Below are 24,772 nucleotides of genomic sequence, written 5' to 3'. Positions count from 1 at the left end.
GCCATGCCGGCTCGGCGGCGGTCAGACGTTGCAGAATTCTTCCAGCACCGCCATGCGGCGGCGCGGATCGGCGACGAACGGGTTGTTGCGGTCCCAGGCATATCCGGCCAGCACCGCGCTGATCATGCTGCGGATCTCCGGCGTGGCATTGGGGTAGAAAATCAGCTTCTGGAAGCGGCCTTCATACCATGCTTCGACAAAGACGCGGAAGCAATCCACGCCCGCTCGCAGCGGCTGCGCGAAATCCTTCTCCCAGTCCACCGCTTCGCCGCCGAGCTGGCGCACCAGGCACTCCACGGCCAGGCTGGCCGACTTGAAGGCAATGGTGACGCCGGAGGAAAACACCGGATCGAGGAATTCGCCGGCATTGCCGAGCAGCGCGTAGCCATTGCCCCACAGCGAACTGACGTTGGCCGAATAGCCCGCGATCTGCCGCACCGGGGTGTCCCAGCAGGCATCGGCAAGCAGGCTCGCCAGCCCGGGCTCCTCGGCCACCAGCGCGCGCAGCCGCTCGGTCTCGGTGCCGGTGTAGTTGTCCAGGAACGCCTTCTCCGCCACCACGCCGAGCGAGCAGCGGCCGTCCGAGAACGGGATGGTCCAGTACCAGACATCCGGGTGCTGCGGATGCACGCTGATCAGGATCTTGTTGCGGTCGAAGCCCCCCGGCGCGATCCGGTCCTCGACATGGGTGAAGAGCGCGCTGCGCACCGGGAAGCCCGACGGCGACTCCAGCTTGAGCAGGCGCGGCAGGATGCGGCCGAAGCCCGAGGCATCGAGCAGGAATTTCGCGCGCACCCGGTACCGGCTGCCGTCCGGCGCGCGCACCGTCACCTCGGGCTGCGCGCCGCTGACATCGACGTTCTCGACCAGATGCGCGAAACGGACCTCGGCGCCCTGGCGTGCCGCCTCGCGGATCAGCACATCGTCGAAGCGGGCACGCTGCACCTGGTAGGTCGTGCCCCAGCCGGGAGAGAATTTTTCGCGGAAGTCGAAGGCGGTGTGCTGGCCGGCGCGGGAGAACGCGGCGCCGTTCTTGTACTGGAAGCCGGCTTCGACCACCGCGCGCAGCATGCCGGCGCTTTCGATATAGGCCATGCTCTGCGGCAGCAAACTCTCGCCGATCGAAAAGCGCGGGAAGATTTCCTTCTCGATCACCAGTACCGGGATTCCGTGCTTGCGCAGCAGGCCCGCCGCGACCGAGCCGGCCGGGCCTGCGCCGATGATGACGACATCCGTGGTTTCCGTTTGCATGGTGTCCGATCCTTGTTCCTGGTCAGGCCGGCGGGGTGGGCGCCGCCGGCAAACGCAAGAATATGGCGGTAAATCGTCGCCAGTTGGCGTTCCAGCAACATCTTGAAACCATTTCAGGGCGCTGTCGCGCGGAATCGGGTGTGCAGCAAAGGTGCTGCAAGGGGTGCAATAAAAAGCGCATGGCGGCCGCGTTTATTTCGCTGCCCGCCATCTGACGGTGCGCTTGCCGGCAAGCCTGCCCAACTCCCGGCAAAATGTGGGACCGTGGTCACACCCCCCTTCCGGAGAATCCCATGCCAGCCACCACCATGCCCTACCGCCGCCTCGGCGTCAGCAACCTGCGCGTTTCAGCGCTGTGCCTGGGCACCATGATGTTTGCCGACCAGACCGACGAGGCCGAGGCGGCGCGCATCGTTGCCAGCGCGCGTGACCACGGCGTGAATTTCATCGATACCGCCGATGTCTACACCAAGGGCGCGTCGGAGCAGATGGTCGGCCGGCTGCTGACCGCGAACCGCCACGACTGGGTGCTGGCGACCAAGCTCGGCAACGTAATGCAGCCCGCGCCCAACCACTCGCACTACTCGCGCGTGTGGATCACGCGCGCGGTCGAGGACAGCCTGCACCGGCTCGCGACCGACTACATCGATATCCTCTACCTGCACCGCGACTATCCCGGCGAGAACCTGGAAGAGGCGGTCCGCGCGATGGGCGACCTGGTGCGCAGCGGCAAGATCCGCTACTGGGCGGTGTCGAACTTCCGCGGCTGGCGCATTGCCGAGATCGCGCGGCTGTGCGGCGAGCTGGGCGTGCCGCGCCCGGTGGCCTGCCAGCCGTACTACAACCTGCTGAACCGCCTGCCCGAGGTGGAGATCCTGCCGGCTTGCGAGCACTACGGCCTGGGTGTGGTGCCCTACAGCCCGGTGGCGCGCGGCGTGCTGACCGGCAAGTACGCGCCCGGACAGGCGCCGGAACAGGGCACGCGCGCCGGCCGTGCCGACCGCCGCATGATGGAAACCGAATTCCGCGAGGAATCGCTGGTGATCGCACAGCAACTCAAGGCGCATGCCGAGGCGCGCGGCCTGACGCCGGGGCAGTTCGCCACGGCGTGGGTGCTGGCCAACCCCATCATCTCGTCGGTTATCGCGGGGCCGCGCACGCTGGCGCAGTTCGAAGATTACTTCGGTGCGCTCGGGGCTGCGATCACGCCCGACGAAGAATCGATGATCGATGCGCTGGTCGCGCCGGGGCATGCGTCGACCCACGGCTACAACGACCCGGGCTACCCGTTCGGGGGACGGCCGGTGGCACGCGCGCAGCAGGCATGACAGCGACGCACGCCGGCGGTGCAGGGCACGCCGGCATGTGGCGCAAGCGCGTCTCCGAATGACGCGCGTTAGCGACGGCGCGATGCACGGCGAGGGTCAATAACGCCATGACCTCGCGCATGCTTGATGCACGCCGGCCAGACTCCTACTAATATCAAGACAGGCGGCACGCGCAATGCGCGTGCCGCGAGAACATTGCGCTTCGAGCTGGTGCGCGGATTCCGATGCGCGCAACGCCGGCCAAACAGGGAAGCCCAAACGTGTCGCGTCGTGGCTGGATTTTCGCTGGCTTGGCGGTCGCCCTCACCGGGGGCGTCTACGTCGTGTATAGCTTTGTCGCGAGCGAAGTGCGCAATTCGCACTGGCAGGCGCGGCTCATCGGCGAGCTCGGCCAGCGGCTGACCTTCGAGATCCAGCCTGGCGCCAGCGACAGCATCCGCTTTCCGCATTCCGGTCCTTACGACGCACGCATGGGCTACGGCCTGCTGCCGCAGTTCGCGCAACGGCTGCAGCAGCGCGGCTACGTTCCCGCCGAGCAGGCGCGCATGTCGCCCGACATGGTCAGGCTGATGGACCAGGGCTTGTTCGCGCCGTACCGCGAGAAGAACCAGGCCGGCCTCCTGCTGCGCGACTGCAACGGGCTGACGCTGGCGTTCGAGCGCTATCCGCAGCGCCAGTATCCCGACTTCGCCACGGTGCCGCCGCTGCTGGTGAGCGCGCTGCTGTACGTCGAGAACCAGGGCCTGCTCAACCCCGAATACCCCAACATGAACCCGGCGCTGGACTGGCGCCGGCTGTCGCGCGCGGTGCTCGACCAGTTCATCCGGCTGGCCGACCGTTCGCACGACGCGCCCGGCGGCAGCACGCTGGCCACGCAGATCGAGAAGTACCGGCACTCACCCGAAGGACGCACCGCGTCGATCCCCGAGAAATTCCGGCAGATGGCATCGGCGTCGTTGCGCGCTTACCTGGACGGACCCGACACGCAGCGCGCGCGCGAGCGCATCGTGGTCGACTACCTCAACACCGTGCCGCTGTCGGCGCGCGAGGGCTTCGGCGAGATCAACGGCATCGGCGACGCGCTGTGGGTGTGGTATGGCGAGGACTTCGGCGAGGTCAACCGGCTGCTCAAGGAAATGGACCAGCGCGCGCCCGAGCCGCGCCAGGCGCAGGTATTCAAGCGAGCGCTGTCGCTGATCATCTCGCAGCGCCGGCCGTCTTACCATTTGCGCCGCGACGACACCAACCTGGATGCGCTGACGGCCAGCTACCTGCGCCTGCTGGCCGCCAACAGCGTCATCACCGCCGAGCTGCGCGACGCGGCGCTGGCGCAGCCGCTGGACAAGGCCGCGCCGCCGCAGCGCGGGCCGCAGGAGCCGTTCGTCACGCGCAAGGCCGTCAACCGCGTTCGCGCCGATGTCACCCGCCTGACCGGCGTGGAAAGCCGCTACGACATGGACCGGCTCGACCTGACGGTCGACAGCACCATCAACCGCGAGGCGCAGCGCATCGTCACCGAGACGCTGCAGCGCGTGAACAACAAGACGGACGCGCGCGCCATGGGCCTGTACGGCCATAACCTGCTGCGCGACAACGACGACCCGTCGAAGCTGATGACCAGCTTCACGCTGTTCGAGCGTGTCGGCAACGCCAACGTGGTGCGGGTGCAGGCCGACAACATCGACCAGCCGTTCGACATCAACAGCGGCGCGCGGCTGAACCTCGGTTCGACCGCCAAGCTGCGCACGCTGGTGACCTACCTGGAAATCATCAGTGAGCTGCATGCGCAATACGCCGGCATGGGCCGCGCCGAACTGGCCGGGGTGCGGCTGGCACGGCAGGATGTGCTTGCCCACTGGGCGGTGGATTACCTGTCCAAGGCGAAGAAGCCCGAGGAGCGCGAACTGATGGCGATGCTCGAGGCCGCGATGGAGCGCAAGTACTCCGGCAGCGCCGGGGAAGGCTTCTACACCGGCGGCGGGCTGCAGAGCTTCACCAACTTCGAGCGCTCGGCGGGCGAGCGCAACATGACCGTGCGCATCGCGTTCCAGCATTCGGTCAACCTGGTCTTCATCCGCATGATGCGCGACATCGTGCGCTACGAGACCTTCCACGCCAATCCGGACATCGGCGACCTGTTCGAGGACCGCAACGCCCCGGGCCGGCGCGAGTACCTGGAGCGCTTTGCCGACCAGGAAGGCAGCGCCTACATGGTCAACTTCTACCAGCGCTACCGCGGCAAGACTTCCGAGCAGCGGCTGGATACGCTGCTGGGCCGCGTGCGCATGACCATCCCGCACATCAACGCGGTGCGCATGTCGGTGACGCTGCTGAGCGCGCGCCCGTACCTGGACGAGGACAGCTATATCCGCATCATGCGCGCGCGCCTGGGCGACAAGCAGCTCGCCAAGGAAGACCTGCCCGCGCTGTACCGCAAGTACGGCAAGGACAAGTTCAACCTGAACGACCGCGGCTACCTGTCACGGGTGCATCCGCTGGAACTGTGGATGGTGGAGTACCTGGACCAGCACCCCGACGCCACGCTGACGGAGCTGCTGCGCGCCAGCACGGCGGAGCGCCAGGAAGTCTACAAGTGGCTGTTCAAGACGCGCAGCAAGGCGGGCCAGGACAACCGCATCCGCACGCTGCTGGAGCAGGACGCCTTCACCCGCATCGCCAGGCGCTGGCAACGGGTGGGCTATCCGTTCGATTCGCTGACGCCGTCGTACGCCAGCGCGATCGGCGCGGCGGGCGACCGTCCGGCGGCGCTGGCCGAGCTGGCCGGCATCCTGCTGGCCGGCGGCGTGGCCACGCAGAGTGCAGCGGTGCGCAGCCTGGCCTTTGCCGACGGCACGCCCTACGCCACGCGCTACGTGCTGCAGCCGGGCCCGGGCAAGCGCGTGCTGCCGGCCGAGGTGGCCGAGCTGGCGCGGCGTTCGATGCTGGACGTGGTGGAACGCGGCACCGCCAAGTCGATCCGCGGCGCTTTCACGGTGCCGGGCCGCGACGGCGGGTCGCTGACGGTGGCGGGCAAGACCGGCACCGGCGACCAGCGCTTCCAGGTGTACGGGCCGGGCGGGCGGCTGATCTCGTCGCGCTCGGTGAACCGCTCGGCGACGTTCGTCTTTACGCTGGGCGAGCGCTTCTTCGGCACCGTGGTGGTCAATGTGCGCGAGCCGTACGCGGTGCGCTACAGCTTTACCAGCGCGCTGGCGGTGCGGGTGCTGCGCGCGATCGCGCCGCAGGTGGCGGCGATGGCGCCAGGCGGCGACCGTGCGCTGCTGCGCTGCCGTGATGCGGCGCCGGGCCTGCGCATGCCGCGCGTGCCGACCATGGCGTCACCGGCCGAAGCCGTGCCGGGCGCCAGCATGGCGCAGGGGCTGGAAGCCCCGCCGCCCCGCGCCGACGCGGTGGCTCAGCCCGCGGCGCCTGCGCCGGCCAAGCCCGAAGCGCCGAGCCTGGCCGACGCCAACGATGCCATCACCGTGCGCAAGGCCAGTCAGCCCTTGCGGCGGACCATGCCGTAGATCACCAGCAGCACGATCGCGCCGATCACCGAGGCGATCCAGCCGGCCGGTTGGCCCGGCTGGTACCAGCCCATCGCGCGGCCGACGTAGCCGGCCACCACCGAGCCGAGCACGCCGAGGATGATGGTCATGATCCAGCCCATCTTGTCGTCGCCGGGCTTCACGGCCCGTGCGATCAGTCCGACGATGAGGCCAACGAACACGGTGCCGATGAATGCCATCATGGTGCGCTCCCGGTAGTGGACTGCTTAGGATGGGGGCCGGCTGCATGGTGCAGCCGGCTGCGCTTCATGATACACGCAGCCGCCGGCCGCGTATGACGCTGACGTGACAGCGCCGCTGCGGTCAGGCGCGCGCCAGCCGGAACTGGCCGACGGCCCGGTGCAGCATGTCGGCCTGGTCCTCCAGCGACGCCGCCGCGGCCGCCGCCTCTTCCACCAGCGCCGCGTTCTGCTGCGCCATCTGGTCCATCTGCGACACCGCCTGGTTGACCTGCTCGATGCCGCCGGTCTGCTCCTCGGTGGCGGCCCGCATCTCGCCCATCAGGTCGGTCACGCGCTTGACCGCTGCCACGATCTCGTCCATCGCCTTGCCGGCGCTTTCCACCAGCACCGCGCCGTCTTCCACGCGCTGCGCCGAGTCGCCGATCAGCGCCTTGATCTCCTTGGCGGCGGTGGCGCTGCGCTGCGCCAGCGTGCGCACCTCGCCGGCCACCACGGCAAAGCCGCGGCCCTGCTCGCCGGCGCGCGCGGCTTCCACCGCGGCGTTCAGCGCCAGGATGTTGGTCTGGAAGGCAATGCCCTCGATCACGCCGATGATGTCGGCGATCTTCCTCGAGGCCTGCTTGATCTCGCCCATGGTGCCGACCACCTGGTTGACGATGGTGCCGCCGCGCACGGCGATGTCCGAGGCACCCTCCGCCAGGCGGCTGGCCTGGCGCGCGTTGTCGGCGCTCTGGCGCACGGTGCTGGTGAGCTGCTCCATGCTCGCCGCGGTTTCCTGCAGCGAGGCGGCCTGCTCTTCGCTGCGGCGCGACAGGTCGGCGTTGCCCGCGGCGATCTGCTTGGCGGCGCCGGCGATCGAATCGGCCGAGCCGCGGATGCTGCCGATCGCGCCGGTCAGGCGCGCCTGCATGCGCTGCATCGCGAACAGCACGCTGTGCTCGTCGCCCGGGCGCACTTCGACATGGCCGGCGAGGTCGCCCTCGGCAATGCGGCCGGCGATCTGCGCGGTGGCCGCCGGCTCGCCGCCGAGCTGGCGGTGCAGGCTGGCGGAGACGCGCACCATCACCAGCGACATCAGCGCGCCGACCGCCAGCAGCAGGCCCAGCGCCTTCCACAGCTCGGCGCGGAACGCCGCCTCGATGTCATCCAGGTACAGCCCGGCGATAAAGTTCCAGTCCCACGGGCGGAAGTTGGCCACGTAACTCAGCTTCGGCTGCGGCGCCTCGGCGCCCGGCTTGGGCCACAGGTATTCGACGAAGCCCTTGCCGGCACCCTTGCCGATAGCGGCGATATCGCGGAACAGGTAGACGCCGTTAGGGTCCTTCATCCCCTCCATCGCCTTGCCGTTCATCTCCGGCTTGAACGGGTGCATCAGCACCACGGTGTCGGAGCGCATCAGCGTGAAGTAGCCGTCGGCGCCGAAGCGCATCGCACGCACGCGCTCGATGGCCTGCTGCCTGGCCTCGTCGGCGGGCAGCTTGCCGGCCCTGGCCAGCGCTTCGTACTCGGCCACCACCGAGACCGCGGTGTCGGTGACGTGAGCCAGGTCGAGCCGGCGCTCATCCATGCGCAGCGTGCGTATGTGCCAGGCGTTCCACAGCGTGATGCCGAGCAGGCAGACCCAGCTCAGCACCAGCGGCAGCATCAGTTTTTTCTTCAGGCTCAGGTTGTCCAGCATGCTTTCCATTCCTCCTTCAGCGCATTGCGCATTGCTCATCGGTGACACGCATCTGCGGCGTCATTCGTGGTTGGCGCCTGTCCGGGCATGCGTGTGCGTCTGCGGGCTAACGGCGGGGCAGGAAACTAACTTGATTGGGGTAATACCGTCCATGGAAGCTGTGTGGTTGTTTGGCTTTAATACATTTGCCTTATAAGTGCTGTAGTGAGCGCTTATTTTTTATGGGTGGCATGCGAGACGTGCTGTTGCCGGCTCTTGTCGCGCCGTTGCCCCCGGAAATCCGGCAGAATCGGCGCGTTGCACCGACGTAGCCTTTCTTATCTCCATCGATCCCCGCGCACATGGCCACCTTGCCGAGCCCCTCCGAAAACACCCACCGCCACGAGGGGCCGCTTGCCGTGTTCCTGGTGTTCCTGCACCTCGGCCTGACGTCGTTCGGCGGTCCGGTTGCGCACCTGGCGTTCTTCCGCGATGAGCTGGTGCGGCGCCGCCAGTGGCTGAGCGAGGCCGCCTATGCCGACGTGGTCGCGCTGTGCCAGTGCCTGCCTGGCCCAGCCAGCAGCCAGACCGGGATCGCGCTGGGGCTGTCGCGCGCGGGGTACGCTGGCGCGCTCGCCGCATGGCTGGGTTTCACGCTGCCGTCGGCATTGCTGATGATCCTGTTCGCGCTGGGCGTCTCGCACTACGGCATGGCCGCGGCACCCGGGGTGCTGCACGGGCTCAAGCTGGTGGCGGTGGCGGTGGTGGCGCAGGCGGTGTGGGGCATGGCGCGCACGCTGTGCCGTGGCCCGGTGCGCATCGCCATCATGATCGCCGCCACGGGCGCGGTGCTGGCGCTGCCGGGGGCGTGGACGCAGGTGGCGGTGATGGCCGTTGCGGCGCTGGCGGGCGCCTTGCTGCTGCGGCCGGCGCTGGCCGGCACGCATGAGCCGCTCGGACTGCCGGTCAGCCATCGTGCCGGGGCGCTGCTGCTGGTGGCATTCGCCTTGCTGCTGGCCGGTCTGCCGGTGCTGGCGCAGTTGAGCGCCGATCCCGCCGTGCGCCTGTTCGATGCCTTCTACCGCGCTGGCGCGCTGGTCTTCGGCGGCGGCCACGTGGTGCTGCCGCTGCTGGACGCCGAAGTGGTGGCGCCCGGCTGGGTCGGCAAGGAAACCTTCCTCGCCGGTTACGGCGTGGCCCAGGCCATGCCCGGCCCGTTGTTTACGTTTGCCGCCTTCCTGGGCGCCTCGTCGCAGGTGCCGCCGTCCGGCTGGGCCGGCGGGCTGCTGTGCACGGTGGCGATCTTCCTGCCCGGCGCGCTGCTGGTCATCGGCGCGCTGCCTTACTGGGATAGCCTGCGCCGCAACCGCCGGGCACAGGCGGCTCTGGCCGGCGTCAACGCGGCCGTGGTGGGGCTGCTGCTGGCGGCGCTGTGGCAGCCGGTGTGGGTCAGCGCGGTGCGCGGGCCGCTCGATATCGTGCTGGTCGCGCTGGCGCTGGTGGCGCTGATGCTGTGGAAGCTGCCGCCCTGGCTGGTGGTGCTGGCCAGCGGCGTGGCGGGGTGGGCGGCGGGCACGTGGTTGTAGCGCCGCTGTCATAGTGGCTATAGCGGCGCATCCGAGGAGGGCGCGCGCCGCACACACACAAAGCCTGACCCTTGTAATGTGCCGTAACCTGACGCGCCCGGAACCGTTTGCGCATTCAAATGCGAACGATTATCCTTCTCTCCTGCGTCCGTCATTGTGATGGCAATGGCACAACCCCTGCGTCTTGTGTGCAAGGCGGCGCTCCAGCTTCCCAGGATTCCCAGCAGGGCCGGCCGCCGGTCCTACCGGGGCCAGCCGCCTACCACCGCGATGACCGAATCCCAGCCAGCTTCCGGCCAGCAGCGCCGCGCGTTCTGGCTCAAGCACCTTCACCAGTGGCACTGGATCAGTTCCGCGATCTGCCTGATCGGGATGATGCTGTTTGCCGTGACCGGATTTACGCTTAACCACGCATCGCAGATCGAGGCAAAGCCCGCGGTCGAGACGCGCCATGCCACCGCCCCCGCTGCGCTGCTCGACACGCTGCGCGCGCAGGAGCCCGCTGGCGACGGCAAGGCCCGCGATCGCAAGGCGCCCGTGCCCGAAGCGCTGGCCGCCTGGCTGGCACAGGCGCTCGATGTCGATGCCGGCGGGCGCGAGGCCGAATGGTCGGCCGATGAAATCTACGTGGCGCTGCCGCGCCCGGGCGGCGATGCCTGGGTCAGCCTTGAGCTCGACAGCGGCGAGGCCCAGTACGAGAAAACCACGCGCGGCGCGATCTCCTACCTGAACGACCTGCACAAGGGTCGCAACACCGGCCAGGCATGGAGCCTGTTCCTGGATGTGTTCGCGCTCGCGTGCCTGGTCTTCAGCGTCACCGGCCTGTTCCTGCTCAAGCTGCATGCGGGCGGGCGGCTGGCGACCTGGCCGCTGGTCGGCCTGGGGCTGGTGGTGCCGCTGCTGCTGGCGGTGTTGTTCATTCACTGAGCCTGGCCCTGGCCAGGCACGCCGGCATCCCGATCGATTTTCCTGCTGCATCTCACTGACGAGGTTTCTCCGAATATGCGCCGACTGCTCTCCGTCACCCTGACCGGCATGGCCACGGTCCCGTTCGCGGGCCCCGCGCTGGCCGCCGACCTGAACGTCAAGGTGGAAATCCCGCGACTCAACGTGGCCGAGTACCACAAGCCCTATGTGGCGATGTGGGTCGAGCGCGCCGACCAGAGCCCGGTGCAGACCCTGGCGGTCTGGTATGACGGCAAGCTCAAGGAAAACGAGGGCACCAAGTGGCTCAAGGACATGCGCCAGTGGTGGCGCAAGGCCGGCCGCGACCTGAACATGCCGGCCGACGGCATCTCGGGCGCGACCCGCGCGCCGGGCGAGCACACGGTCAGCTTCCGCGACGGCAAGAACCCGCTGGGCAAGCTGCCGGCGGGCGACTACCAGCTGGTGGTCGAAGCCGCGCGCGAAGTCGGCGGACGCGAGCTGGTGCGCGTGCCGTTCACCTGGCCGCCGCAAGCCGCACAGACCGCCCGCGCCAAGGGCGACCACGAACTCGGCGGTGTCACCGTCGACCTGAAGCCGTAATCCTTCCCGGAGCCCGACGATGAAACCCGCCGCCAACCTGTCTGCCATCCTGTCCCCCGCCCGTTCCCGCATGGCCACCCACATGGCCACCAACCTGGCCGTGCTCGCCCTGGCCGCGCTGGCGCCGCTGGCCGCGCACGCGCACCGCCAGTGGCTGCTGCCGTCGGCCACCGTGCTGTCGGGCAACGATTCGTGGGTGACCGTGGACGCCGCGGTCTCCAACGACCTGTTCTACTTCGAGCACGTGCCGCTGCGCCTCGACAACCTGCAGGTGACCGCACCGGACGGCAGCGCCGTCAAGGCCGAGAACGCGGCGACCGGCAAGTACCGCAGCACCTTCGACGTGCACTTGACGCAGCCGGGCACGTACCGCGTGGCGGTGGTCAACCAGGGCCTGTTCGCCAGCTACAAGGTCGATGGCCAGGCAAAGCGCTGGCGCGGCTCGGCGGAGAACTTCGCCAGGGAAGTCCCGGCCAACGCGCAGGAGCTGACGGTCACGCAGGCCGAAGGGCGGGTCGAGTCCTTCGTCACCGCCGGCAAGCCCAGCGACAAGGGCCTGCGCACCACCGGCCGCGGCCTGGAGCTGGCCCCGATTACGCATCCCAACGACCTGGTCGCAGGCGACACCGCCAGCTTCCGCCTGCTGCTCGACGGCAAGCCCGCCGCCAATCTGAAGGTCGAGGTGGTGCCGGGCGGCATCCGCTATCGCAACAAGCTGCAGGAGCTCAGCGTCACCACCGACGCCGACGGCAAGTTCAGCGTTAAGTGGCCGGCGCCCGGCATGTACTGGATGGAAGCCGAGGTGCGCGACGACAAGGCGACCTTCAAGCAGGCCAAGTCGCGCCGCGCGACCTACGCGGTCACGGTAGAAGTGCTGCCGCAATAAGCATTGCGCTGATGAACCGCATCCTGGTCCCCGTCGCGCTGCAAGCACCTCCGGTGCCGCCCGCGCGCGATGGGCGGCAGCACCGCTGGGGCGGCGCGAGCATGGGCACGACCTGGTCGGTCGTGGCCATGTTGCCGCCGGCTGCGGATGCCGATGCCATCGGCGCAGGCATCGCCTCGGTGATCGACGGCGTGCTTGCGCAGATGAGCAACTGGGAGCCGGATTCCGATATCAGCCGCTTCAACCGCGCCGGGGCGGGCAGCTGGCACGAGCTGCCGCCCGATTGCTTTGCCGTGCTGCAATGCGCGCTGCAGGTGGCGCGCGACAGCGGCGGCGCATATGACCCGAGCGCCGGGCCGCTGGTCGACCTGTGGGGTTTCGGCCCGGCGCCGCGGCGCGGCGCGCCGCCGTCGCCCGATGCCGTCCAGGCAGCGCGCGGCCGCTGTGGCTGGTCGCGCATCGAACTCGATGACGATGCAAGGCGCGCGCGCCAGCCCGGCGGCGTGTCACTGGATTTCTGCGCCATCGCCAAGGGCTTTGCCGTCGACGCGGTGGCGCGCTACCTCGACACGCAGGGTTTGGCGCACCACCTGACCGAGATCGGCGGCGAACTGCGCGGCCATGGCGTCAAGCCTGACGGCATGCCGTGGTGGGTCGCGCTGGAAGCGCCGCCGGGCCTGGGCAGCGACGAACAAGAAAAACAGGAAAAACAGCACGGGCAGACCCTGCTGGCATTGCACGGCCTGTCCGTCGCCACCTCCGGCGACTACCGCCGCTACTTTGACCGCGACGGCCGGCGCTATGCGCATACCATCGACCCGCGCACCGGCTACCCGGCCAGCCACGCGCTGGCTTCGGTCACGGTGATCCACCCGCAGTGCATGCTGGCCGATGCGCTGTCCACCGCGCTGACCGTGCTCGGCCCCGAGGCCGGCATGGCGCACGCGCGCCGCCACGGCATTGCCGCGCGCTTCCTGGTGCGCACGCCGGGCGGTTTCGACGAACATCTTTCCCCGGCTTTTGCCGCGATGCTGGCATGAGCCGTCCCATCCTTTCACTCTTTGCCGGCGCCAGCTGGCTGGCGCTGGCCGGCGGCGTGGCGCTGTCGCTGCTGGGACCGTCGCGCAGCGCCATCGCCGCCGGCGTGGTCGCCGCCTATGCCGGCTTCTGCGGCACGGTGCTGGCGACCCACCGCCAGCGGCGCACGCGCGTGGCGGCATTGGCAGGCACCACGGACGGCGCCACGCTGGTCGCCTATGCCAGCCAGACCGGGTTTGCCGAGCAGCTCGCGCTGCAGACCGCGACCGCGCTGCAGGGCGCCGGCATGCCGGTGCAATTGCTGTCGCTGGCCGATGTCGATGCCGGCCGGCTGGCCGCCTGCCGGCAGGCGCTGTTCGTGGTCAGTACCACCGGCGAGGGCGACGCGCCCGACAGCGCCTGCGGGTTTGCGCGCCGGCTGCTGGCTGGCCGCGCGGACGGGCTGCGCGAGCTGCGCTACGGCATCCTGGCGCTCGGCGACAGCAGCTACGCGCGCTTCTGCGCCTTTGGCCACGCGCTCGACCACTGGCTGCAGCGCCATCGCGCGCAGCCGCTGTTCGACCTGATCGAGGTCGACAACGGCGATGCCGGCGCGCTGCGCCACTGGCAGAACCACCTGTCGGCGCTCAGCGGCGGCGCCGAGATTGCCGACTGGGAGCGCCAGCCCTACGGCGACTGGGTGCTGGCCCAGCGCCGCCACCTGAATCCCGGCAGCCACGGCGCGCCGGCGTTCCACGTGGTGCTGGAGCCGCGGGACCGCGACGCGCTCGACTGGCAGCCGGGCGATATCGCCGAAGTCGGCCCATGCCATGCGCCGGCCGAGGTCGCGCGGCTGCTGGCGCGCCTCGCGCTGGACGGTGCCACGCCGGTGCGCTGCGACGCCCGCGACCTGACGCTAGCCGAGGCGCTGGCCACGCGCATGCCGCTGCCCGACGTCCACTTTGCCGCGATGCAGGCCGTACCGCCGCAGCAGCTGGTCGATGCGCTGTCGCCGCTGCCGCACCGCGAGTATTCAATTGCTTCGCTGCCGCAGGACGGCCGCCTCGAACTGCTGGTGCGGCAGGCGCGCCGCGACGACGGCCGGCTGGGGCTGGCCTCCGGCTGGCTGACCGAGCATGCGGCCGTGGGCGCGCGCATTGCGCTGCGCATCCGCGCCAACCGCAGCTTCCATCCACCCGCCGACGATCGGCCGCTGATCCTGGTCGGCAACGGCACCGGGCTGGCCGGCCTGCGCGCCCACCTGAAGGCGCGCGCCGCGGCGGCACGGCGCCGCAACTGGCTGCTGTTCGGCGAGCGCTCGGCGCAGCATGACGCCTTCTTCGCCGACGAACTGGCCGCATGGCGGGCCGACGGCACGCTGCAGCGTGTCGACCACGCCTGGTCGCGCGACGGCGCCACGCCGCACTACGTGCAGGACGCGCTGCGCGCGCAGGCGGCGCTGGTGCGCGAGTGGGTGCAGGAAGGCGCGGCCATCTATGTTTGCGGCAGCCTGCAAGGCATGGCCGGCGGCGTCAACGAGGCCCTCACGGAAATCCTCGGCGAACCCGCGCTGCGCCAGCTTGCCGACGAGGGCCGCTACCGGCGCGACGTCTACTGATTGCACCACGTGCCGTGCGGAGATCGGCCGCGCCTTCCTTTACCCACTCGCGCCCCGGCCGCGCATGCACTATCTTCGGTGTGGACTGCAAAGCATTTGCAGCGAACACAAAACCGAGGAGACCTGATGCGACGCACCCCCCGCCGCCTTGCCGCTGCGCTGGCTTTGGCTGCCACCACCGTTGCCACCACCATCCCCGCCGCCATGGCCGAGGCGCCCGCGCGCGCCGACCGCCTGGCCGTTCCCGGCCTGGAGAAACCCGCGACCGTGCTGGTCGACCGCTGGGGCGTGCCGCATATCTACGCCGGCACGCTTTACGACGCCTTCTACGTGCAGGGTTTCATGGCAGCGCGCGACCGCCTGTGGCAGATCGACCTGTGGCGCAAGCGCGGCCTCGGCGAGATGGCGAAGGACTTCGGCCCCGCCTATGCCGACGGCGACCGCATGGCGCGCGCGGTGCTGTTCCGCGGCGACATGTACCGCGAATGGCTGGCCTACGGCTCCGACGCCAAGCGCGTCGCCGAGGCCTTCGTTGCGGGCGTGAACGCCTACGTGGCGCTGACCGAGCAGAAGCCGGAACTGCTGCCGCCCGAGTTCCGCAAGCTCAACTATAAGCCCGCGCGCTGGCAGGCCGAGGATATCGTGCGCATCCGCCACCACGGCCTGACGCTGAACTTCACCGGCGAGATCGATCGCGCCCGCCTGTTCTGCGAAGCCAAGGCCGATGCCGTGCGCGCCGACTGGATCCGGCGCGAGCTCGACCCGCCGGTCGAACCGAGACTCAGCGCCGGCCTCGATCCCTGCACGGTGCCCGCTGCCGAGCTGCGCCGTGCCTACGAGCTGGCCACCGCCGCTGCGCGCTTCCCCAAGGACGCATGGAGCGGCGCCCAAAACGCCAGCATCCCGCTCGACCAGCTCTACGCACTGGTCGACCCCAACAGCGACACCGGCCGCAGCCTCGGCTCCAACAACTGGGTCATCGGCGGCAAGCGCACCACCACCGGCCGGCCGATCCTGGCCAACGACCCGCACCGCTCGCATGGCGCGCCCAGCCTGCGCTACATCAGCCACCTGAACGCGCCCGGCATGTCGGTGATCGGCGCGGGCGAGCCGTTCCTGCCAGGCATCTCGATCGGGCACAACGGCACCATCGCGTTCGGCCTGACGCGCTTCTACATGGACCAGGAAGACCTCTACGGCTACGAGCTGAACCCGGCCAACGCGCGCGAATACAAGTACAAGGGCCGCTGGGAGCCGATGGAGACCGTCACCGAGGAGATCGTCGTCAAGGGCGAGTCAGCACCGCGCAAGGTCACCGTCGACTTCACCCGCCACGGCCCGGTGCTGTACGCCGACGCCGCGCGCGCCTGGGTGCTGCGCGCCGCGTGGCTCGACTACGGCATGGCGCCGTACTTCGGCTCGATGGACTACATGCGCGCGCGCAACTGGGACCAGTTCCGCGCCGCCATGAACCGCTGGGGCGCGCCCGGCGAAAACCAGGTCTATGCCGACACCGGCGGCAATATCGGCTGGATCCCCGGCGGCCTGACCGTCAAGCGCCCCAACTGGGACGGGCTGACGCCGGTGCCGGGCGACGGCCGCTATGAATGGGCCGGCTACCGCAACATGGACGAGCTGCCGTGGGCCTACAACCCGGCGCCCGGCTATATCGTCACCGCCAACGAGAACAACATCCCGCCCGAGCATCCGGCGGCAAAGCCGGGCGTGGGCTACGAATGGAGCGACAGCTCGCGCGCGCGGCGCCTGAAGGCGGTGGTGGGCGCCAGTCCGCGCAGCTCGGTGCAGGACTCGATGGCGTGGCAGAACGACACGGTGTCGCTGCCGGCGCAGCGCGTGGTGGCGCTGCTGAAGGACGTGCGCAGCGACGACGCGCAACTGGCGCGCGGCCTTGACCTGCTGCGCGGCTGGGACGGCAACGAACGCGCCGACAGCGCCGCGGCGGCGTTGTTCGAAGTCTGGTTCAGCAAGCACCTGCGCCCGGCGGTGGTGCGCGCGGCCTTGCCCGCCGATGCCGCCCGGCTGGTCGGCGCCGGCGATGCAGCGCGCGTGGTCGCGGTGCTGGAGCAGCCAGATCCGTGGATGCCGGCGGCGCGGCGCAATGCGGTGATGCTCGAATCGCTGAAGGCCGCGCTGGCCGAGGTGGAAGGCAAGCTCGGCCCCGACCCGCGCGGCTGGCAATGGGGCAAGCTGCACACCGCGGTGTTCACGCATCCGATGGACCCGATCCTGAACGACGCCGAGCGGCAGCAGTTCAACATCAACGCTGGCCCGATCGGCGGCTCGGCCTTTACGCCGATGAATACCAGCTACCGAAACAACGATTTCCGGCTGACCGCGGGGGCCTCGTTCCGCATGGTGCTGGATGTTGGCAACTGGGATGGCTCGCGCGTGATCAACACGCCGGGGCAGTCGGGCAATCCTGCGAGCGCGCATTACCGCGACCTGGCGCCGTTGTGGGCCAAGGGGGAGTATTTCCCGCTGGTTTATACGCGCAAGGCGGTGGAGAGGGTGAGCAGGGAGAGGTTGGAGCTGGTGCCGCAGTAAGAACCTTCAACCGGCGCATCGCAAGCTCAACCGTCTGCCGCAAGCTACCACCCCCTGCAAACGCACCCCTCTCGCAAGCGGGCGAGGGGTGCAAACCGCCAGCAGGTGGAAGACTCTCGCCTTACTTCAACAACCCCAACACCGCCTCAGCCCCCGCCTCCGACGACGCCGGGTTCTGCCCCGTCACCAGCCGTCCCGCCACCGCAACGTGGCTGGCCCAGTCATCTCCTCGCGTAAACCGCCCGCCGCTGGCCTTCAGCACATCCTCCACCAGGAACGGCACCACCTCGGTGAGCTGCACCGCCTCTTCCTCGCTGTTGGTAAAGCCCGTGACTTCCTTGCCCTGGACCAGCGGCTGCCCGTCCGCGCCCTTGACGTGCCGCAGCACCCCCGGCGCATGGCACACGGCGCCCACCGGCTTGCCGAGCCGGTCGAACTGCTCGATCAGCGCGATCGAACGCTTGTCTTCCGCCAGGTCCCACAGCGGGCCATGGCCGCCGGGATAGAACACGGCGTCGAAGTCGTCGGCCTTTACCTGGTCCAGCGTCAGCGTGCTGGCCAGCGCCTGCTGCGCGGCGGTGTCGGCGCGGAAGCGGCGGGTCGCATCGGTCTGTGCATCCGGATCGTCGCTCTTGGGATCGATTGGCGGCTGGCCGCCTTTGGGCGAAGCCAGCGTGATGTCGGCGCCGGCGTCCTTGAAGACGTAGTAGGGCGCGGCGAATTCCTCCAGCCAGAAGCCGGTCTTCTTGCCCGTATTGCCAAGCTGGTCGTGCGAGGTCAGCACCATCAGGATTTGCATGTTCGTTCTCCGGTTTTGCGTCCACGGTCAGCCGGGGCAGCCCCGGCATTGGCAACATCCTACGCAGCTGGATATGATTCGAAAACTTCGAATCTTCGATTTCTGCCATCCAAAAAATGAATATCGTCAGCAAGGACCTGAACCTGCTCTACGTCTTCCATGTGCTCTACCAGGAAGGCAATGCCTCGCGCGCGGCGGCGCGCATGGCGCTGAGCCAGCCGGCGCTCAGCCACAAGCTGAACCGGCTGCGCGACGAACTGGGCGACCCGCTGTTCGTGCGCGCGCCGCGCGGCCTGACGCCGACGCCGCGCGCGCACGAGCTGGCACCGCAGGTGCAGCGGCTGGTGGCGGAACTGGATGCCTTCTACGAGGCCTGCGATGGCCGCGATTTCCTTGCGCGCGGCGAGGCCGTCCATCTCTACACCACCGACTACATGGAACAACTGCTGCTGCCCGCGCTGCTGCCGCGGCTGCGGCGCGACGCACCCGGGCTGGTCGTGGTCACGCATAACACCCGCGGCGAGCTGCCGCGCGAGGAACTGGAAAAGGGCACCTGCGACCTGGCGATCGCGGGGTTCTACGAAGACCTGCCGGATACCTTCCACCAGCAGCGGCTGTGCAGCGAAGACTTCGTCGTGCTGGCATCCAGGTCCAACCCGCACCTGGCGCGCGGCCTCGATCTCGATGCATTCCTGGCTTGCGAGCACCTGCTGACGACGCTGACCGGCGACCTCAACGGCGTGGTCGACCGCGCGCTGGCGGCGCAAGGGCGCAAGCGCAAGGTGGTGGCGGGGCTGTCGAGCTTCCTGGCGCCGAGCCGGCTGGTGCGCGGCACGGCCTTGCTGCTGACCTGCCTGCGGTCGGTGGCGGATGAGGCGGTCGCGCGCGACCCGGACCTGTTGCTGCTGCCGGTGCCGTTTGCCTTGCCCAGGGTGGAGATGATGCAGATCTGGCATGCCCGCACCGACGCCGACCGGCTGCGGCGCTGGCTGCGCCAGCAGATCCAGGAAGTGGCCGGCTCGCTGCAGCCGCAGCCGCTGTTGCAGCCATAGCCGCAGGACAGGCCTGCGGCGCGCAAGCCGGCCCGGCCAGCGGTCAGGCGCGGTTGACCACTGGCACCAGCGCCCCCTGCACCGCGCGCGCGGCGTCGGAGGCGAGGAACAGGATCACGTCGGCCAGCGCATCGAGGGCGACCCAGCGCGAGGTATCGGCATCCGGCATGGCCTGGCGGTTCTCGGGCGTGTCGAGGATGCTGGGCAGCACCGCGTTGACGCGGATGCCCTGGTCGCGCAGCTCGGCCGACATCGATTCGGTGACACGCGCCAGCGCGTCCTTGGAGGCGCAGTAGGCGCCCATCTGCGCCAGCCCGCGCGCCGCCGAATTGGCGCCCACGTTGACGATGGCGCCGCCGCCGGCGGCCAGCATGTGCGGCACCACCGCGCGCGCCATGTTCAGCACCGTGCCCACGTTCATGTCGAACAGGCGGTTCCAGTCTGCGGTGCTGGTCTCGTGGATGCCCGTGCCCATGGCGAAGCCGCCGGCCAGGTTGCACACCACGTCGATGCGCCCGCACGCCTGCACGGCTGCGCCGATGGCCTTGGCCAGGCTGTCCGCATCGAGCAGGTCGGCCTGCAGGGCCAGGTGGCCGCTGCCGACTTCCGGCAATGGTGCGTCGTGACGGTCCAGCAGCACCACGCGCGCGCCCGCCTGCGCAAAGGCGTGCGCGACCGCGCGGCCCAGGTTGCCGCGTGCGCCGGTGACCAGTACGTTCTTGCCGTTGAAGTTCATTTGCGTGCTCCTGCGCCGTGGCGGCGCGCATTGTCGTGATCAGGTTTCGCCCGGCTTTTTTCTTCTTCGACCATCGTGGCCGGCAGCGAAAAACGCAAGCCAGTCTACGCAACGGCACGCAACATAAGCTTGCGAAAACGCCTCGGGGTAACCCTCGAAACGCACGAGAAGTTGCGCGCGCGGCTTACCGTTTGCGCCGCGCCGGGGTCTGCGCGGGCACAACGCCTGAAGCGGCCGCCTCCTTCGCCGCGGCTTCTTCCAGGAACTGCACCAGCAGCTGTGCCGCGGGCGACAGCAGCGAGAAGTCGCGGCAGCAGATCGCAAAGCGCCGACGCGCCCAGTCGTTGCGCAGCGGGATCACGCGCAGGCCAAAGGCCGCGGCGACGAGCGTGGCGATCTCCGCCGGGATGATGACGATGCCGAGTTCCGCGCGCACGCAGCGCAGCGCGGCGTCGAAGGTGGACACCACCGCGCGATGCGCCATGCGGCGGCCCAGGATCGAGGCATAGCGCGTCAGCATGATCTGCACCGCGGTCTGTGCCGGCATGGCGATCTGGTCGTAGTCCAGCGTGTCTTCGAACAGGCAGGTATCCGCGCGCGCGAGCGGGTGCCCCGCGTGGACGACGGCGGCGAGGTGGTCGGTGCGGTAGGGGCGGGTCTGGAAGCCTTCCAGGTCGGCCGCGTCCCAGCAGATGCCCAGCGGCGCCGTGCCGTCGCGGAGCGCGCGCACCACTTCGCTGCTCAGGCTCTCCTCGATCGTCACGCGCACGTCGCGGTGCGCCGGCAACTGCATGAAGGCGGCGATGTCGTCCGGCAGCGATTCCGCCATGGTCGACACCGTGGCGAGCAGGCGCACCTGCCCGCGCACGCCGGAGCCGTAGTCAACCATGTCGCGCGTCACGCGGTCGGCCGCTGCCAGCATGACGCGCGCATGACCCAGCACGATCTCGCCGGCGGGGGTGGGGATGACACCGCGGCGGCGGCGTTCCAGCAGCGTGGCGCCGACGGTCTCTTCCAATTGCGCCAGCCGCTTGCTGATGGCGGACGCAACGATGTGTTCCTGCTCGCCCGCGCGCGCCATGTTGCGGGTTTCGCAGACGGCGACGAACAGGCGCAGCGTGGTGAGGTCGAGGTCTCGCATGGCGGGGGCAACTTGGTTTCCGGATTGGAATGCTACGCCGCCGGGAGGCGCGATGACATCGCATCCGGGAAATCCCGGAGCGTGACAAAGGGCACGTGATGACTTTCCGTTTCGGCATGTCTGGATGCGTAAACCATCGCTTCAGCTTGCCTGGAGAAACTCATAGAGTTATCCCGTCGCCCCCGCACGGACGCCTCACCAGTCCCCGAGAACCATGACCCTTTCCTTCCCCAGCCAGGCCGTGATCCGCGAAGTCGGTCTGCGCGACGGCCTGCAAAGCATCCGCACCATCCTGCCCACCGCCAGCAAGCTCGCCTGGATCCGCGGCGCCCACGCCGCCGGCCTGCGCGAACTGGAAGTCGGTTCGTTCGTCCCCGCGCGCCTGTTGCCGCAACTGGCCGATACCGCCGAACTGGTCGCGTTCGCGCGCACGCTGCCGGCTATGTTCACGTCAGTGCTGGTGCCCAACCTGCGCGGCGCGCAGGACGCGCTGGAGTCTGGCGCCGACCTGATGATCGTGCCGCTGTCGGCCAGCCACGCGCACAGCCTTGCCAACCTGCGCAAGACGCCCGATGAAGTCGTGGCCGAAGTGGCGCGCATCCGCGCCGCGCGCGATGCCAGCGGCGCGAAGACGCTGATCGAAGGCGGCGTCGGTACTGCGTTCGGCTGCACGCTGCAGGGTCATGTCGATGCCGATGAAGTGCTGCGGCTGATGCAGGCGCTGCTCGATGCCGGCGCCGACCGCGTCAGCCTGGCCGATACCGTCGGCTACGCCGATCCGGCCATGGTGCGCGAGCTGTTCGCGCGCGCCATCGCCATCGCCGGCGAGAGCTTCTGGTGCGGCCATTTCCACGACACGCGCGGGCTCGGCCTGGCCAATGTCTATGCCGCGCTCGAGGCCGGCGTGACCCGCTTCGACGCCTGCCTGGCCGGCATCGGCGGCTGCCCGCACGCGCCCGGCGCCAGCGGCAACGTTGCCACCGAAGACCTTGCCTACCTGCTCGGCAGCATGGGCATCGATACCGGCATCGACATCGGGCGCCTGCTGGCGCTGCGTGAAGACGTGGCCGGCTGGCTGCGCGACGAGACCCTGCACGGCACGCTGTGGCGCGCCGGCCTGCCCAAGACCTTCGCGGCCGAGCGCGTCGCGGCCACCGTTTGAGAACCAACATGCCCCAAGACAGCAACAGCAACGCCCTGCCGCTCGCCGGCGTCCGCGTGGTCGAATTCACGCACATGGTGATGGGCCCCACCTGCGGCATGATCCTGGCCGACCTCGGCGCCGAGGTGATCAAGGTCGAGCCGCCCGGCGGCGACAAGACGCGCAACCTGCCGGGCCTGGGCATCGGCTTCTTCCGCGCCTTCAACCGCAACAAGAAAAGCGTGGTGCTCGACATCACCACCGACGAAGGCCGCGCCGCCGCCGCCGAGCTGGCGGGCCAGAGCGACATCCTGCTGGAGAACTTCCGTCCCGGCCTGATGCAGAAGCTGGGGCTGGACTACGCCACGCTGTCGCGCGACTACCCGCACCTGATCTACGTCTCGCACAAGGGCTTCCTGCCCGGCCCGTACGAGAACCGGCTGGCGCTCGATGAAGTCGTGCAGATGATGGGCGGCCTGTCCTACATGACCGGCCCGAGCGGCCGGCCGCTGCGCGCCGGCACCTCGGTCAACGACATCATGGGCGGCATGTTCGGCGCGATCGGCGTGCTCGCCGCGCTGCGCGAGCGCGACCGCACCGGCAAGGGGCAGGAGATCCAGAGCGCGCTATTCGAGAACTGCGTGTTCCTGGCCTCGCAGCACATGCAGCAATTCGCGATGACCGGCGAGCCGCCGCCGCCGATGCCGTCGCGCGTGTCGGCGTGGAGCGTGTATGACGTGTTCACGCTGGCGCAGCACGAGCAGCTTTTTATCGGCGCGGTCAGCGACAAGCAGTTCGTCACGCTGTGCCACGTCCTGGAGCATCCGGAACTGATCGACAAGCCGGAGTACGCCAGCAACACCGCGCGCGTGGCCGTGCGGGCGCAACTGCTGGAAGAACTGGGTGCGATCCTGCGCCACCATCGTTCCGCGGAACTCGCGCCGAAGCTCGAAGCGGCCGGCATTCCCTATGCGCCGATCGTGCGCCCCGACCAGTTGCTCGACGATCCGCACCTGCTCGCCAGCGGCGGACTGGTGCCGATGCAGGCCGACGACGGCTCGACCACGCCCACGGTGCTGCTGCCGTTGCTGATGGGCGGCCGCCGCCCCGGCGTGCGCAGCCCGCTGCCGAGGCCCGGCGAGCACAATGAAGAGATCCTGGCGCAGCTCGGCAAGGGCCGCGGCTGAACTGCGCCTGCCCGGCAGGCCGCGGCACAGCGGCGCCGGCATCGCCCGACGATAACGATACGGAGACAAATCCATGCAACGTCGCACCCTGCTCAAGTCCGTGCTGGCAATTTCCGCCACGCTCGCCGTTTCCCTCACCGTTCCTGGCTTAGAAGCGCTCGCACAGGGCGGAGCGGGCAAGCCCGTGCGCCTGATCCTGCCGATCAGCGCCGGCTCCGGCGTCGACACCATCGCTCGTGCCGCGGGCCCCGCGCTGGGCAAGGCATTCGGCCAGCCGGTGGTGATCGAGAACCTGCCTGGCGCGGGTGGCATCACTGGTGCCGCGGCCGTGGTCAAGGCGCAGCCCGACGGCAGCACGCTGGGGCTGGTATCGAACAACCACGTGATCAACCCCAGCGTGTTCCGCGCGATGCCGTTCGACGCAATCAAGGACATCACGCCGATCAGCGTGATCGGCACCACGCCGCTGGTGCTGGTGGTCAACCCCAGGGTGCCGGCGAAGAACGTAAAAGAGCTGGTGGCGCTGCTCAAGGCCAGGCCCGATGGCTACAACTACGCGTCGTCGGGCAACGGCACCATCATCCACCTGGCCGGCGAGATGTTCCTGGACGAGGCGGGCGTGACGGCACGCCATGTGCCGTACAAGGGCACCGGCCCGATGATCAACGACCTGCTCGCCGGGCAGGTGGAAATGGGCGTGGTCGCGCTCAATGCGGTGGCGCCGCACCTGAAGGCCGGCACGCTGCGCGCGATCGGCCTGTGCGGCGACAAGCGCACGGACGCCGCGCCGGACATTGCCACCATCGCCGAACAGGGTTTGCCGCGCTACAACGTCGCGGGCTGGTTCGCTGTCATCGGCCCGGCCGGCATGCCGGCGCCGGAAGTCAGGCGCGTGCACGATGCCTTTGCCAGGGCCTTCACGTCGCCCGAAGTGCTGGAAGCGATGAAGAAGCAGGGCACGGTGGTCGAGCCCGGCACGCCCGAAGCCGCTGCAGCGTTCTTCCGCAGCGAAGCCGCGCGCTACGCCGCGCTGGTGAAGAAGGCCAACGTCAAGGTCGAATAGGCCGGCGACCACACACGCGGCACATAAACCGGCAAGCGCCTAGAATGTCCTGATCCCGCCATGCAGGAGCACGAAGATGCCAGGCAAGCCCGTCAAGATACCCGGCCCCGACCATCCCATCACTATCACGCCGACACAAGGACGAGTGGTGGTGAAGGTGGCGGGCCGTATTGTCGCCGACAGCACCGCGGCGCTGACGCTCCAGGAAGCCAGCTACGCGCCGGTGCAGTACATCCCGCGCGCCGATGTCGACATGGCGCAGCTCGCACGCAGCGATCACGCCACCTACTGCCCCTACAAGGGCGACTGCAGCTACTTCTCCGTCCCCGCCGCCGGCGAGCGCGGGCGCAATGCGGTATGGAGCTACGAGACGCCTTACGACGCGGTCGCCGCGATTGCGTCGCACGTGGCCTTCTACCCGGATCGCGTCGACAGCATCGATATCGGCGGCATCGGCGATTGAATGT

General features: G+C 69.1%; 20 protein-coding genes. 14 read left to right on the top strand and 6 right to left on the bottom strand.

Features of this window, described 5'->3' with window-relative positions:
* Positions 1-21: 21 nt before the first annotated feature.
* Positions 22-1,251, bottom strand: a complete 1,230-nt coding sequence (locus IPF36_RS22330) for an NAD(P)/FAD-dependent oxidoreductase (RefSeq protein ID WP_195430343.1) — start codon at positions 1,249-1,251, stop codon at positions 22-24.
* 293 nt (positions 1,252-1,544) lie between these two features.
* On the opposite strand from IPF36_RS22330, the gene IPF36_RS22325 reads away from it, so the two are divergent.
* Together IPF36_RS22325 and IPF36_RS22320 are read left to right on the top strand one after the other, a co-directional pair.
* Complete coding sequence (locus tag IPF36_RS22325) at positions 1,545-2,579, top strand: aldo/keto reductase (protein ID WP_195430341.1); 1,035 nt, start codon at positions 1,545-1,547, stop codon at positions 2,577-2,579.
* A gap of 260 nt (positions 2,580-2,839) precedes the next feature.
* Positions 2,840-6,106: a transglycosylase domain-containing protein gene (locus IPF36_RS22320; protein ID WP_195430339.1), complete on the top strand. Its 3,267-nt coding sequence runs from the start codon at positions 2,840-2,842 to the stop codon at positions 6,104-6,106.
* Here the strand turns inward: IPF36_RS22320 and IPF36_RS22315 are convergent.
* Both IPF36_RS22315 and IPF36_RS22310 read right to left on the bottom strand, forming a co-directional pair.
* Positions 6,079-6,330: a GlsB/YeaQ/YmgE family stress response membrane protein gene (locus tag IPF36_RS22315; protein ID WP_195430322.1), complete on the bottom strand. Its 252-nt coding sequence runs from the start codon at positions 6,328-6,330 to the stop codon at positions 6,079-6,081. The two genes, IPF36_RS22320 and IPF36_RS22315, sit on opposite strands and share 28 nt — an antisense overlap.
* A gap of 121 nt (positions 6,331-6,451) precedes the next feature.
* Positions 6,452-8,008: a methyl-accepting chemotaxis protein gene (locus IPF36_RS22310; RefSeq protein WP_195430319.1), complete on the bottom strand. Its 1,557-nt coding sequence runs from the start codon at positions 8,006-8,008 to the stop codon at positions 6,452-6,454.
* A 341-nt stretch (positions 8,009-8,349) separates the two neighbouring features.
* Here IPF36_RS22310 and chrA point away from each other — a divergent pair, with 341 nt between their 5' ends.
* The 7 genes from chrA to IPF36_RS22275 all read left to right on the top strand — a co-directional run bounded on the left by chrA (position 8,350) and on the right by IPF36_RS22275 (position 17,186).
* Positions 8,350-9,573: a chromate efflux transporter gene (gene chrA / locus IPF36_RS22305; RefSeq protein ID WP_135703317.1), complete on the top strand. Its 1,224-nt coding sequence runs from the start codon at positions 8,350-8,352 to the stop codon at positions 9,571-9,573.
* A 270-nt stretch (positions 9,574-9,843) separates the two neighbouring features.
* Positions 9,844-10,500 (top strand): PepSY-associated TM helix domain-containing protein, encoded by a 657-nt coding sequence (locus IPF36_RS22300; RefSeq protein WP_135703316.1) that lies wholly within the window; start codon positions 9,844-9,846, stop codon positions 10,498-10,500.
* Positions 10,501-10,575: 75 nt separating this feature from the next.
* Positions 10,576-11,100: a DUF2271 domain-containing protein gene (locus IPF36_RS22295; RefSeq protein ID WP_195430316.1), complete on the top strand. Its 525-nt coding sequence runs from the start codon at positions 10,576-10,578 to the stop codon at positions 11,098-11,100.
* Positions 11,101-11,119: 19 nt separating this feature from the next.
* Complete coding sequence (locus tag IPF36_RS22290; protein ID WP_195430312.1) at positions 11,120-11,986, top strand: DUF4198 domain-containing protein; 867 nt, start codon at positions 11,120-11,122, stop codon at positions 11,984-11,986.
* 11 nt (positions 11,987-11,997) lie between these two features.
* Positions 11,998-13,026 (top strand): FAD:protein FMN transferase, encoded by a 1,029-nt coding sequence (locus tag IPF36_RS22285; protein WP_195430309.1) that lies wholly within the window; start codon positions 11,998-12,000, stop codon positions 13,024-13,026.
* Entirely contained in the window at positions 13,023-14,621 is a 1,599-nt protein-coding gene (locus IPF36_RS22280) for a sulfite reductase flavoprotein subunit alpha (protein ID WP_195430306.1), read from the top strand. Before IPF36_RS22285 ends, IPF36_RS22280 begins: the two co-directional genes overlap by 4 nt.
* Before the next feature lie 126 nt (positions 14,622-14,747).
* Positions 14,748-17,186, top strand: coding sequence for a penicillin acylase family protein (locus IPF36_RS22275; RefSeq protein WP_195430304.1), 2,439 nt, complete (start codon positions 14,748-14,750; stop codon positions 17,184-17,186).
* A gap of 121 nt (positions 17,187-17,307) precedes the next feature.
* Here IPF36_RS22275 and IPF36_RS22270 read toward each other — a convergent pair whose 3' ends face one another.
* Positions 17,308-17,985 (bottom strand): type 1 glutamine amidotransferase domain-containing protein, encoded by a 678-nt coding sequence (locus tag IPF36_RS22270; RefSeq protein ID WP_133095622.1) that lies wholly within the window; start codon positions 17,983-17,985, stop codon positions 17,308-17,310.
* 116 nt (positions 17,986-18,101) lie between these two features.
* Between IPF36_RS22270 and IPF36_RS22265 the strand changes: the two genes are divergently transcribed.
* The gene (locus IPF36_RS22265; protein ID WP_135703312.1) at positions 18,102-19,037 is read left to right on the top strand and encodes a LysR family transcriptional regulator; all 936 of its coding nucleotides are present in this window, start codon (positions 18,102-18,104) and stop codon (positions 19,035-19,037) included.
* 43 nt (positions 19,038-19,080) lie between these two features.
* Here IPF36_RS22265 and IPF36_RS22260 read toward each other — a convergent pair whose 3' ends face one another.
* Entirely contained in the window at positions 19,081-19,773 is a 693-nt protein-coding gene (locus IPF36_RS22260) for an SDR family NAD(P)-dependent oxidoreductase (RefSeq protein ID WP_135703311.1), read from the bottom strand.
* A 184-nt stretch (positions 19,774-19,957) separates the two neighbouring features.
* Positions 19,958-20,914 carry a LysR family transcriptional regulator gene (locus IPF36_RS22255; RefSeq protein WP_135703310.1) on the bottom strand — a complete coding sequence of 319 codons (957 nt, stop codon included), beginning with the start codon at positions 20,912-20,914 and terminating at the stop codon, positions 19,958-19,960.
* Positions 20,915-21,128: 214 nt separating this feature from the next.
* Here IPF36_RS22255 and IPF36_RS22250 point away from each other — a divergent pair, with 214 nt between their 5' ends.
* The 4 genes from IPF36_RS22250 (at position 21,129) to IPF36_RS22235 (ending at position 24,768) form a co-directional block, all read left to right on the top strand.
* Positions 21,129-22,076: a hydroxymethylglutaryl-CoA lyase gene (locus IPF36_RS22250; RefSeq protein WP_195430302.1), complete on the top strand. Its 948-nt coding sequence runs from the start codon at positions 21,129-21,131 to the stop codon at positions 22,074-22,076.
* A gap of 8 nt (positions 22,077-22,084) precedes the next feature.
* Entirely contained in the window at positions 22,085-23,242 is a 1,158-nt protein-coding gene (locus IPF36_RS22245) for a CaiB/BaiF CoA-transferase family protein (protein ID WP_195430299.1), read from the top strand.
* Positions 23,243-23,315: 73 nt separating this feature from the next.
* Positions 23,316-24,305: a tripartite tricarboxylate transporter substrate binding protein gene (locus IPF36_RS22240; RefSeq protein WP_135703307.1), complete on the top strand. Its 990-nt coding sequence runs from the start codon at positions 23,316-23,318 to the stop codon at positions 24,303-24,305.
* Positions 24,306-24,381: 76 nt separating this feature from the next.
* Complete coding sequence (locus IPF36_RS22235; protein ID WP_195430297.1) at positions 24,382-24,768, top strand: DUF427 domain-containing protein; 387 nt, start codon at positions 24,382-24,384, stop codon at positions 24,766-24,768.
* Positions 24,769-24,772: the final 4 nt, after the last annotated feature.

This window comes from Cupriavidus sp. IK-TO18 (genome assembly GCF_015549295.1).
GTDB lineage: Bacteria > Pseudomonadota > Gammaproteobacteria > Burkholderiales > Burkholderiaceae > Cupriavidus > Cupriavidus oxalaticus_A.
Note: the sequence above shows the minus strand (reverse complement) of the source record. Positions and strands in the feature narration are given on the sequence as shown.